This window comes from Streptomyces sp. KPB2, assembly GCF_003950055.1.
Lineage (GTDB): Bacteria > Actinomycetota > Actinomycetes > Streptomycetales > Streptomycetaceae > Streptomyces > Streptomyces salinarius.
In genome coordinates this window covers 1,688,871-1,700,153 of sequence record NZ_CP034353.1, presented here as the reverse complement: position 1 = coordinate 1,700,153, position 11,283 = coordinate 1,688,871, and the positions used below count along the sequence as shown (strand labels likewise).

12 protein-coding genes are annotated in these 11,283 nt (G+C 73.0%); 4 read left to right on the top strand and 8 right to left on the bottom strand.

Going from position 1 to position 11,283, the window contains the following annotated elements; genetic code table 11:
• Positions 1 to 42: 42 nt before the first annotated feature.
• From D1J63_RS07350 to D1J63_RS07315, 8 genes are all read right to left on the bottom strand, one after another.
• Positions 43 to 777 carry an SDR family oxidoreductase gene (locus D1J63_RS07350; RefSeq protein ID WP_125628248.1) on the bottom strand — a complete coding sequence of 245 codons (735 nt, stop codon included), beginning with the start codon at positions 775 to 777 and terminating at the stop codon, positions 43 to 45.
• Positions 774 to 1,196: an aspartate 1-decarboxylase gene (panD, locus tag D1J63_RS07345; protein ID WP_087789120.1), complete on the bottom strand. Its 423-nt coding sequence runs from the start codon at positions 1,194 to 1,196 to the stop codon at positions 774 to 776. Before panD ends, D1J63_RS07350 begins: the two co-directional genes overlap by 4 nt.
• Before the next feature lie 48 nt (positions 1,197 to 1,244).
• A complete protein-coding gene (locus D1J63_RS07340) occupies positions 1,245 to 1,796 on the bottom strand; it encodes a flavin reductase family protein (RefSeq protein WP_125628247.1) in 552 nt (183 codons plus the stop codon).
• Complete coding sequence (locus tag D1J63_RS07335; protein WP_125628246.1) at positions 1,793 to 2,980, bottom strand: acyl-CoA dehydrogenase family protein; 1,188 nt, start codon at positions 2,978 to 2,980, stop codon at positions 1,793 to 1,795. The genes D1J63_RS07340 and D1J63_RS07335 overlap by 4 nt, the downstream gene beginning before the upstream one ends.
• Positions 2,981 to 3,129: 149 nt before the next feature.
• Positions 3,130 to 4,290 carry an acyl-CoA dehydrogenase gene (locus D1J63_RS07330; RefSeq protein ID WP_125628245.1) on the bottom strand — a complete coding sequence of 387 codons (1,161 nt, stop codon included), beginning with the start codon at positions 4,288 to 4,290 and terminating at the stop codon, positions 3,130 to 3,132.
• The gene (locus D1J63_RS07325; protein WP_087789116.1) at positions 4,287 to 4,550 is read right to left on the bottom strand and encodes an acyl carrier protein; all 264 of its coding nucleotides are present in this window, start codon (positions 4,548 to 4,550) and stop codon (positions 4,287 to 4,289) included. Before D1J63_RS07325 ends, D1J63_RS07330 begins: the two co-directional genes overlap by 4 nt.
• Positions 4,547 to 6,142: an amino acid adenylation domain-containing protein gene (locus D1J63_RS07320; protein WP_164712752.1), complete on the bottom strand. Its 1,596-nt coding sequence runs from the start codon at positions 6,140 to 6,142 to the stop codon at positions 4,547 to 4,549. Before D1J63_RS07320 ends, D1J63_RS07325 begins: the two co-directional genes overlap by 4 nt.
• A complete protein-coding gene (locus D1J63_RS07315) occupies positions 6,139 to 6,948 on the bottom strand; it encodes an alpha/beta hydrolase (protein ID WP_164712751.1) in 810 nt (269 codons plus the stop codon). Before D1J63_RS07315 ends, D1J63_RS07320 begins: the two co-directional genes overlap by 4 nt.
• Before the next feature lie 337 nt (positions 6,949 to 7,285).
• Here D1J63_RS07315 and D1J63_RS07310 point away from each other — a divergent pair, with 337 nt between their 5' ends.
• From D1J63_RS07310 to D1J63_RS07295, 4 genes are all read left to right on the top strand, one after another.
• Positions 7,286 to 8,176 (top strand): LysR family transcriptional regulator, encoded by an 891-nt coding sequence (locus D1J63_RS07310; RefSeq protein WP_125628243.1) that lies wholly within the window; start codon positions 7,286 to 7,288, stop codon positions 8,174 to 8,176.
• 198 nt (positions 8,177 to 8,374) lie between these two features.
• Positions 8,375 to 8,572 (top strand): 4-oxalocrotonate tautomerase family protein, encoded by a 198-nt coding sequence (locus tag D1J63_RS07305; RefSeq protein WP_125628242.1) that lies wholly within the window; start codon positions 8,375 to 8,377, stop codon positions 8,570 to 8,572.
• A gap of 82 nt (positions 8,573 to 8,654) precedes the next feature.
• Complete coding sequence (locus D1J63_RS07300; protein WP_125628241.1) at positions 8,655 to 10,022, top strand: multidrug effflux MFS transporter; 1,368 nt, start codon at positions 8,655 to 8,657, stop codon at positions 10,020 to 10,022.
• 204 nt (positions 10,023 to 10,226) lie between these two features.
• Positions 10,227 to 11,138 (top strand): LysR family transcriptional regulator, encoded by a 912-nt coding sequence (locus tag D1J63_RS07295; RefSeq protein WP_125628240.1) that lies wholly within the window; start codon positions 10,227 to 10,229, stop codon positions 11,136 to 11,138.
• Positions 11,139 to 11,283: the final 145 nt, after the last annotated feature.

The window sequence follows — 11,283 nt, the reverse complement described above, 5'->3', positions numbered from 1 at the left end:
GCTTGTTCTCCTGATCGGTCGGGGGACGGGACGATGCGGAGGTCATCCCATGAAGTGGCCGCCGTCGACGACGAGTTGCTGTCCGCTGACGTAGCCGCTGCGCGCGCCCACCAGGAACTCCAGGGCGTCGGCCATGTCCTCGGCCGTGCCGAGCCGGCCGCGCGGAATGGTGTCCAGGACGGCGCCGAGCCGTTCCGGGTCGTCCAGGCGGTAGCGCTCGGTCACCTCCTCGGTGTCGGTGAACCCGGGCAGCAGGGCGTTGACCCGGACGTGCGGGGCGAGTTCGAGGGCCAGGCACTTGGTGAGCTGGAGCAGGCCCGCCTTGCTCGCGCAGTAGTTGGCGCCGTCGGCGCGGGGACGGATCGCCGTGGTGGAGGCGACGTTGACGATGCTGCCCCCGCCGGCCTGCACCATCGCGGGGGCCAGGGCGCGGGTCAGGTGGAAGGGGCCGGAGAGGTTGGTGGCCAGGACCGTGTCCCAGTCCCGGTCGGTCATCGACAGGAACGGCCGGTCGCGGTTGACACCGGCGTTGTTGACGAGCACGGAGGGTGCCCCGTGGCGGGCGGTGAGCGACGCGCAGACCGCCCGGACCTCCTGCGGCCGGGCGAGGTCGCAGCGCAGCGCCTCGATCCGGCCGTCACCGGCCTTCTCGGTCCGCCGCGCGGCGTCGTCGTCACCGCGGTAGAGGGCGACCACCCGGTGGCCGAGGGCGGCGAGCCGGAGGCTCAGGGCCCGTCCGATGCCGCGGGTGCCGCCGCTGACCACGGCGAGGGTCATGACACCTCGGCGACGAGGTCGCCGCGCTTGAGGCCCGAGCCCGCGGGCACCTCGGCCGGGTCCGAGCCCAGGCCCGCGACGGCGTTGTGCTCGTCGACGAACACGACGTCGGGGACGAAGGAGGCGGCCTCCTCGTCGGTCATGGCGGCGTAGGCGATGAGGATGACGAGGTCGCCGGGGCTGATGAGCCGGGCCGCGGCTCCGTTGATGCCGAGGACGCCGGTGCCGGCCGGGCCCTCGATGACGTACGTGGACAGCCGGGCGCCGTTGTCGATGTCGACGATGTCGACCTTCTCGCCGGGGAGCAGGCCGGCGGCGTGCATGAGGTCGGAGTCGACGGTGACCGATCCGACGTAGTGCAGGTCGGCCTGGGTGACGGTGGCGCGGTGGATCTTCGACTTCATCAGGGTGCGGTACATGAGGGCTCCTTCACGGGGCGGGGAGATGGACGGGACGGTGCGGCCGGGTCAGACCGGCCAGGACGCGTAGCGGCGCATGCCGTACAGCAGGGGCGCGGCCTCGGCGGCCGGGACGTGGGTCTCGGTGTGCAGGACCTCGCCGATCACGATGGTGTGGTCGCCGGCCGGGACCGTCCGCGCGACGCGGCACTCGGCGGTGGCGTGGGAATCCTGCGGCAGTACCGGCAGCCCGGTGAGGTGCCCGGGCCGCCAGGGGACGGTGGTGAACCGCTCGGCGGCCGGACCGGCGAACGCCTGGGCGGCGCGTCGCCCGCTGCCGTGCAGCAGGTTCACGGCGAAGGCCCCGCGGGCCGCGAGGACGGGCAGGGTGCTTCCGCCGGCTGCCGCGCACACCAGCAACTGCGGCGGATCGAGGGAGACGGAGCACAGCGCGGTGCAGGTGAAGCCGTACGGTGTGCCCCGCGCGTCGGCCGTGGTGACGACGGCGACACCGCTGGGGTGCGAGCCCATCAGGGCCCGGAAGGCGTCGTGCGGCACGGCGTGTTCGTCCCCGGCACGGGGCGCGGCGGGCATCGAGGCGGTGGTGCTCGCGGGGGTCACCACGAGAAGGTCCGGGCGTCGTAGAGGTTGACGCCGGTCGCGGCCTTGCCGAGGTACTCCAGGCACTCGTGCGGCTTGGCCGGCATCACGTGCGCGAACTGGACCTCGCGGATCAGCCGTTCCAGCGTGTGACCGCGGCTGACGGCGGCCGAGCCGCACAGCCGCAGCGCGTCCCGGGCGAGTAGCGGTCCGGTCTCGCCCACGACGTACTTGGCGGCGTGCACCATGGCGTTGGCCTCCAGGCTGCCGCGTTCCGCGGTGACCAGGTCGCCGGCCTCGTGGACCAGGGCGCGGGCGGCCCGCAGACGGGCGGACATCCGGCCCAGTTCCTGCTGCACGACGGGGGAGTCGGCGCGGCCGGGGGCGGCGGTGACACGGTCCACGGTGTGCCGGTAGAGGGCCTGAGCCATGCCCAGGTAGGCGCCGGTGTAGCCGGCGAACATCCAGTGCGGCTCGCGCACCACCTTGAACAGGGACATGCCCTCGACGCCGAGGTAGAGGCGGGAGCGGGGCACCACCACCTCGTCCAGCGTCATCGGCGCGGTGCTGGTGCCGTACATCGCCGACATGTGCCGCACGGGGCCGAAGCCGACGCCCGGGTCGTCGGCGGCGACGACGAAGTGCGAGACCTCGGCGCTCTCCTCGTCGTCCCCGTCGGCGGCGGCCACGACGTAGTAGTCGGCGGCGCCGGCCAGGGACACGAAGTCCTTCCTGCCGTTCAGGACGTAGTGCGTGCCGTCGCCGGAGCGGCGGTAGCGGGTCCGCATGCCGCGGAGCTTCGCGCCGCGGCCCGCCTCGGAGGTGGCGGAGGCGAACATCTTGTGCCCGTCCACCACCTCGCCCAGCATCCAGGTCCGGAAGGCGTCGGCGGCCGGGGACAGCCGGGTCCCGGCGGCTTCGGCGAGCGCGCCGATCACGACGTGGTGCATGTTGAAGCCGAGGGCCGCGGCGCCGTGGTGCGCGCCGAGTTCGGCCAGCACCCGCCAGTAGTCGCCGAAGCCGAGACCGGCGCCGCCGGCCTCCCGGGGCACGAGCAGGGCGAGCAGCCCGGACTCGCGCAGGACGCGGTAGGCCTCGTGGCCGTCGTCGTCCGCGGCGTCGGTGGCGGCGGCGAGCGGGGCGATCGCGGAGCCGGTGTCGGCGGCGAGTTTGAGGAGGTCGTCGAAGTGGGTCGGCAGCGTCATCGGTGTCCTTGGGGGTCGGTGCCGGGCCGGTGGGTGGGTCGTCGGCCGGCCGGGTCTCGATCGGTCGGTTTCCGGCCGGTCGGAGGCCGGCCGTTGTCGGGGTGTCGATCGGCCGGTTGACGGGTGAGGGGCCGTCGGCCGTCGTCCCGTCAGTTCTCGACGGGCAGGCCGAGTTGCCGTGCCACGGCCACCCGCAGCAGGTCGTTCGGACCGGCGTAGGTGAGGGCCGCCATGGGGCTCGACAGGTCCGCGGCGAGGTCGAAGCCGGGCAGGAAGGCCCGGACTCCGGACAACGCGGTGGCGTGCTCGGTCATCCGCACGTAGTCCTCCGACACGGAGATCTTGGTGAGGGCGGCCTCGGCGGCCAGCTGCCGGGCGGGTGTGCCGGCGTCGAGCCGGGCGGCCATCGCGTAGAGCTGGACGCGGGAGCGGTGCAGCGCCAGGGCCATGTCACTGACGCGTGCGGCGACCTGGTGACTGGCGCCCATGCGCCGGCCGAAGTGGTCCCGTCCGGCCGCCCACTCGACGGTGCGCGTCAGCAGACGGTGCATCGGACCGAGGGCGTACCCGAGGACGACGGAGCGCTCCCAGGCGGTGGTCGAGGCCATCACCGCCAGCCCGGAGCCCTCCTCGCCGAGCAGCGCGTCCGCGGGCAGCCGGGCGCCCTCGAAGATCAGCTCCCCCATCGGCACGGTCGGCAGCGCGGTCTTGGCGAAGGTCTCGCCGTGCCGGACCCCCGGGAGGTCGAGGGGGATGAGGAACGCGGACAGCGCGAACGGTGAGCGCCCCGGGGCGGTACGGGCGAAGACGATCGCCCGGTCGGCCACCGGCGCCGCGGTGATGAACGTCTTCGCGCCGTCGAGCACGAAGCCGTCGGCGTCGCGCACGGCCCGGGTCTCCATGGAGAACGGGTCACTGCCGCCCCCGCGTTCGGTCAGCGCGTGGCAGAGCAGGGTCCGGCCGTCCTGGACGTCGGCGACCGCGTCCCAGGCCGCTGCCGGGAGCGTGGCCCGCAGCGGGAACTGCATCCCGAAGACCTGGGAGGCCAGCGCGTAGCACACGCCGGGGTCGACGCCCGCCAGCCCGATGCCCTCGATCATGGCGAGGGCGCGGGTGACCGGCCCGGGCGTCGTGGCCCCGGGCGGGGCGAGGCGGAGCACACCGAGGTCGGCCATCGCCCGCCACCGGGCGGTGAAGTCGGCGTCCTCGGCCCGCTCCGTCACCGGCGCGGCCAGGTCCCGGTAGGCGTCGACGATCTCTTCGGTCTCCGGTGCGCACGAGCGCAGCGCCGCGGTGGTCGTCGCGCTCATGGGCGGCCCTCGACGGCGAGGCTCTCGATCGCGGCCCACAACGCCTTGGGGCTGCGGAAGTTGGCGGCGACGATCTCGGTGTCGGGCAGGGTGACGCCGGCCTCCTTGTCGAGCGCCGCGACGATCTCCATGATCGCCAGCGAGTCGACCAGGCCCATTTCGAGGAGCGGGGTGTCGGCGGTCAGGGAGCTCGCGTCCTCGCCGGGGCCCCAGGTGATGCGGCTGCCGATCAGGGCGCAGAGTTCTTCGACGCTGTTCATACGGTGACGTCCTCCGGGTGCGCGGGGCCGGCCGTGCCGCTCAGGGCGCGGCGGTCGACCTTTCCGCTGGTGGTGGTGGGCAGGGTGGTGAGCGGTACGACGCGGTCGGGCAGCATCCGCTTGGGCAGTACGGCGCGCAGCGCGGCCAGGACCTCGTGCTCGGTGGCGTCCGTCTGCGCGTAGGCCCAGATCTCGACGGTGCGGGAGCCGTCCGGGCCGCGGGGGCCCTCCCGGGCGACGACGGCGGCGGTGCCCACCTGCGCAAGCTCCAGGACGGCGTGTTCCACGTCCATCAGATCGATGCGGTGGCCGCGCCGCTTGACCTGGTGGTCGCGCCGGCCGCGCAGCAGCACCTGTCCGTCGGGCCGCATCCGGCCGAGGTCACCGCTGGCGTAGGCGCGGCGGGCGACGCCGTCGCGGAAGACGGCGGTGACGGTGGGGTCCTCGGGCGCCCCGCCGCGCAGGTAGCCCTGGAAGACGACGGGTCCCGCGATGTGGATCTCGCCCTCACCGTCCGTGGGCCGGCCCTCGTCGTCGAGCACGTCGACGTGGACGCCGCCGATACCCCGGCCGATGGGCAGTTCCCGGCCGGCCGTCCAGTCGGCCGGCACCCGGTAGTAGGTGCAGGCGTTGGTCTCGGTGGGCCCGTACAGGTTGTAGAACGGCACCCCGGCGAACAACCTCAGGTACCGCTCGAGCAGTTCGGGGGCGAACGGCTCCCCGCCGAAGGCCGCGATCCGCAGGGTGGCCGGCGGGGCGTCCGCGACACCGCCCTGCTGGAGCATGGCGTGGTAGAGGGACGGCACGGCCATGAAGGCGGTGACGCGCTGTTCGGTCAGCCACGCGACGACGTCGCGCGGGAAGACCCGCAGCGGGTCCGGCATCAGGACCGTACAGGCTCCCGCGGCGGCGGCGCTGAACAGGTCGAAGGTGGTCAGGTCGAAGGTGAGGGCGGCCTGCGAGCCGATCCGGTCCTCCGGGGTGAGCCCGAACTCCCGCGCGGCCCACAGCGCGTAGTGCGCGACGTTCTCGTGCGAGAGCAGGACGCCCTTGGGCCAGCCGGTGCTGCCGGAGGTGAACAGGATGTAGCCGCCCCGGTCGGCCGGCGGTGGCAGTGGCGCGGGCCGCTCGTCGGGGCCGAGGCAACGCAGCAGGTGCAGGCCGTGGTCGAGGGCCTCCGCGGTGGCCGGCGCGTCGTCGCGGGGGCGGCCGTCGCGGGCGCGGGCGACGGCCCGGCGGGCCCCGGTCAGGGTGCGGTCGACGGTCAGCAGCGCCGACAGACCCGCGTTGCGGATCATCCGGGCGGTCCGCTCCGGCGGGTCCGCGGTGTCCAGCGGTGCGGCCACCGCCCCGGCCCGCAGCACCGCGTACAGGGCGACGACGGTGGCGGGGGACTTGGGCGCGTGGACGCCGATCCGGTCGCCGGGGGCGACGCCGCTGGCGGACAGCCGGGCGGCCAGCGCGTCGACGGCCCGCTCCAGCCGGGCGTACGTCCAGCTCTCGCCGGCGCCCTCCAGGGCGGTGCGCCCGGGGTGGTCGCGCGCGGCGCGGGTCAGCAGGGCGTCGAGGCGGGGGGCGGTCGTCGCGGTCACCGGCCGGCTCCCGCGGACGGTATCCGGTCGGTGTGCGCGGTGTGCGCCGAGGGGGCGGCTGGGTCGGCGAGGAACGCGCGGACGGCGTCGACGACGAGTCCGGGCCGGACCAGATGGGGGTAGTGGTCGCAGCCTTCGGGGACCAGGCGCGCGAACGGGCCGTCCACCGCGCGTTCGACCGCGTCGACCTGGGCCAGCGTGCCGTACTCGTCCGCGTCGCCCTGGATCGCCAGCACCGGTGCGGTGACGTCGAGTTCGTCCTCGATGGACCAGTCGCGGAAGGCGGGCGAGAGCCAGACCCCGCTCCAGCGGTCGAACACCCCTCGGGGGTCGTCGTGCACCATGGCCAGCTTCCGCGCGAGCGGACCCGCCGCGTAGGAGGCGCGGGCGTTCTCGATGCCCCGGCGGTTCTCCTCCTCGAAGTACAGGTGCGGGCCCATCCCGACGACCGCCCGGACCGGGTGCGCCGACGCGTGCAGCAGCGCCATGGAGGCGCCGTCGCTGTGGCCGACCAGGACGGGGCGGCGCATGCCCAGCGCGTCGAGCAGTTCCGGCAGCACCTCGTGGGCGTGCTCGTGCATGTAGCGGACGGTGCGGGGGAGCGGGTCGGGTCCGCTGCCGCCGTGGCCGTGGCGGGAGTAGACGAGGGCGCGCCGTCCGGTGGCGGCGGCGAGCCGGGCGGGGAATCGTCCCCAGGCCGCGAGGCAGCCGAGTCCGCCGTGCAGAAAGACCAGGGGGGAGAGGTCGGGATCGCCGTCGATGACGACGTGTTCCAAGGGACCGTTGCGCATGGTGATGACCGGCACAGCACAATCCTTCTCAGTGTTTACGGTGGCGGATCGGGCATTCGGGCAGGGGGAACGGACGGGGCGCCGTGCCGGAACCCGGTGGCGCGGCCGAGGCCCCGGCAATGCGCCGGGAAGCCGAACGGAAATAGTTGAGGGAATAACCATCGGGGGTGGCGGACATCGCGTCCGCGGGACAGCCGGAAGCCGGCGCCTTTGCTCGCCCTTTGGTCGATCTTTGCGCCAAGCCGATTGACGGTGCGCGTCAATATCGCTGCACAGTAACCCCGTTGCCGTCGGGAGCACGGTCCGCCCGGCGGCACCACGAAGACTAGACGCCGCGCAAGGTGTGGGAGAAATGACGTTACCGAACCACCTATACGCTCAACGAATGAATGTCGAACTGCGTCACCTCCGTTGCTTCCTGGCCGTTGCCGAGGAGGGGGGTTTCACGGCCGCCGCACACCGGTTGCATCTCGCCCAGCCGACCCTGACACGCAATATCAGGACACTTGAGGAGTCTTTGGGCGTGCGGCTTTTCGAGCGCACCACCCGCAGAACGGAACTCACCGGCAAAGGAGAGGCTTTGCGGGAAGCCGTCGTCCCGCTCCTGCGCCAACTCGACTCCGCGCTGACCGACCTGCGCAACGGGGACAGACTGCGCGTCGGCTTCAGCTGGGGACTGCCCGAGGGCCTGTCGCGGCTGGCCGCCCGGTTCACGGAAGCGACCGGCACCGGGGTCGAGTTCATCCGCTGCGACACCCCCCGGGCCGGACTCGACACCGGCCGGGCGGACGTGGCCCTGCTGCGCAGCACGCCCCTGCCGAAGGGGCTGCGGGGTGTCCTCCTCTACGAGGAGCCGCGCAGCGCGGCCGTCCCGGCCGGCTGGAAGCTGGCCGAGCGCAGCGAACTCGACTGGGCGGAGCTGGCCGGGCTGCCGCTGATCGTCAACATCGTCAGCGGCACCACCTTCCCCGACATGTGGCCCGCCGGCAGCCGGCCCGTGGTCGGCTCCGAGTGCCGCAACTTCGACGAATGGCTGGAGCAGGTCGCCGTGGGCCTGGGCGTGGGCACCGCACCCGTCTCCGCCGCCCGCCGCTACACGCACCCCTCCGTGCGCATCATGCCGCTGACCGGCGCACCCACCGTGCCCGCCTACCTCACCTATCCCTCGCACGGCGCCCACCCCCAGGCCGCCCGCTTCGCCGACCACGCCTGGCGCGCCGCCGAGGAGCTGCAGCCGGCCTGACCGTCGGCCGGAACACGGGGCCGCGTCCGCCGGTCCCGGAGCGGCGTCTCATCACGATTCGTGATCGTGGCCAGAGCGGACTGCGTCTTGGACGGCCCCGCGCCCGGTGCTGGACTGGGAATACAGCGACTCCCCGGCCCACGGCGCCGGGGCGTACGCCGTTGTGTCCGCAGTCCAGAACGAGCCCCGGAGCACGTCATGCCCCTGATCCACGTGCAGCAGACCCCCGGCAGGACCCCCGAGCAGAAGAGCGAGCTGGTGCGCGCCCTGACCGACGCCTATGTGGGCGCCACCGGCAGCAAGCCGGAGAGCGTGTGGGTGACGGTGCAGGAGATCGCCACCGACAGCTGGTCGATCGGCGGGGAGACCCTCGCCGCCCGCGCCGCCAGGAGCTGACGGTCCGCAGCCGCCGTTCCCGCCGGGAACCGTCCCCCTCGTTCCCGGCCGGGAACGGCATCCTCATTCGCAGAGAGTCGCCATGAGAACCGCATCGACACCGGTACCGAGACCCGCGCGGACGTCCTACGCCCTGCTGCTGGCCGTGCTGTGCTCGCTGAACGCCGGTGGTCTGTTCGCCTCCGACATCAACCTGCCCGGCGTGCCCGACACCGCGCAGGCCTTCGACGCCCCGGTCGCGTCCGTGCAGTGGACGTTCAGCGCGTTCATGATCGGCATCGCCGTCTCGCAGGCGGTCTACGGCCCGATCTCGGACGCGTACGGGCGCAAACCGGTCATCGTCTTCGGGCTCGGCCTGTTCGTCGCCGCCTCCCTGCTCTGCGCGGCGGCCCCCACCATCGAGGTCTTCGGTGCGGGACGACTGCTCCAGGCGCTCGGCGCCGGGGCCGGCATGGTGCTCGGACGGGCCGTGATCAGCGACCTGTACGAGGAGAAGGAGGCCGCCAGGACCTTCGCCACCGTCATGCCGATCGTGGGCGTCTCCCCGTCCGTCGCGCCGTTGATCGGCGGCTATCTGACCTCGTACGTCTCCTGGCGGGCGCCGTTCGCGGCGACCGCGCTGATCGGGCTGACGACGCTGGTCGTGATGGTCGCGCGCATCCCGGAGAGCCTGCCGCCGCAGCGGCGCAGCAAGCACCTTGGGGCCACGCTCAAGGGCTATCCCGGCCTGCTGACCCGCCCGCGGTTCTGGGCCTACACCGTCAACCTCGCCGTCGCCTACGGCGGTTACTTCGGCTACCTGGCCGCCTCGCCGCTGGTCTTCCAGAAGATGGGCCTGGCGACCGAGACGACCAGTTACTGCTACATCACCGTCTCCGTCGCCTACGTGGCGGGGAACCTGACCTCGCGCTCCCTGGTCCGCAGGCGGCGCATCGACGAACTGCTGTGGGTCGGCCACGGGTTCTTCCTGGCCGGCGCGCTGTTGATGCTCGGGCTGGGACTGAGCGGCGCGGGCGGGCGCTGGGGCCTGCTGGTGCTGGTCTTCATGCCGGTGATGACCTTCGGCAACGGCTTCCTGCTGCCGCTGTCGATGAGCGCCGGGGTGACGGCCTTCCGTACGACGGCCGGCTCGGCGTCCGGGCTGATGGGCGCGCTGCAACTGCTCGGCGCCTCGCTCGGCATCTACCTGACCAGCAGGCTGCCCGCCGGTGACCTCCTCGCGCTGGGCTGGTTCGTGCTGGCCGCGTCGGCGGTGGGCGTCGTCCTGTTCGCCCTCTTCCTGTGGCTCGCGGCCCGGCGACGCGCGACCGGGAGCCCCGGGTCCGACGACGCCGCGCCCGTCGCGGCCGCCGAGACCGCCGAGACCGCCGAGACCGCCGAGACCGCCGCGACCGTGGCGACCGACGCGGGCGGGCGTCCCAAGGAGGTTCAGGAGGCCGTCGCCGAGTAAAAGGACCGGACCGGTTCCGTCGCGGCCTCGGCGAAATCCTCACCGAACCGTCACCGAAGAACCCGTCGTGTCGCGCTCCGCCGTGAGCGGCCCTCCTGGGGGAGGTGCCGCTCCGCGGTATGCGAGGATTTCCCTCGCGGCGCCCCCACCCGCCTGTGTTCGGCATATTCCGTAAAGGGGTCGCCGGCCGCCGAGGGGGACACCGTGGAACTGCGTCAGATTCAATACTTCGTGGCGGTCGCCGAAGACCTGCATTTCGGCCGCGCGGCCGAACGTCTGCATATCGGCCAGCCGGCGGTCAGCCAGCAGGTCCGCCGCCTGGAGCGCGAGCTGAGCGCCGAGCTCTTCGACCGTTCCGGCCGCACCGTCACCCTCACCCCCGCCGGCCGGGCGCTGCTGCCCGAGGGCCGTGAGGTGCTCAGGGCGATGGACTCCTTCGCGGCGACGGCCCGACGCCTGGCCGCCCAGGGCGACGCCACCTTCCGCGTCGGCATCAGCTCCGCCCTCGGGCAGCGGCTCGACGACTTCCTGGACGCGCTGCCCGACCGGGGCGCCGGGACCCGTTTCGAGTTCCAGACCCTGGACGCCCACACCCGGCTGGAAGAGGTGCGTGCCGGACGCCTCGACGCGGCCTTCGTCCGCGGCCTCGAAAGCGCCCCTGGCCTGCTGCTTCTCAGCCTCTGGCAGGACCCGCTCGTGGTGGCGCTGCCGGCCGCGCACGAGTTGGCCGGCCGCGACCGGCTGCGCCTGGCCGACCTGGCCCGCCTGCCGCTGCGCATCGCCCCCCGGGCCGAGAACCCCGTGCTCTTCGACACGGTGGTCCTCGCCTGCCGCAAGGCGGGTTTCGAGCCCGCCCTTGGTCCGCCCTCGACCGGTCTTCAGGAGAGCCTCGCCGAGATCGGCGCGGGGGCGGCCGGCTGGATTCCGATGTACCCGGCGGCGGCCGGCACCGTCTCCTCGCGCCGCGTGGCGGTGCTGCCCATCGACGGCGAGCCCGTCGCCATTCGCATGTCCCTGGCCCTGCGGGCGGACGCGGATCCCGAACGGCTGAGACTGCTGACCGAAACCAGTGCACGCGTGCGTGAGAAGTCCGCGGGTAAAGAACCCTCCGTCTGATTCTTTACCTGTGCATTAAAGTCCTGCTCGCATCGTGGGATAGCGTGTCCCGTGTCGAAGAACTTCCTTCAGTACGAAGCTGGTTGAATGCCGAAGTTCTTCGCGGTTTATCAACGGGGTGATGCGGAGCGGGTCCATCGGGAGC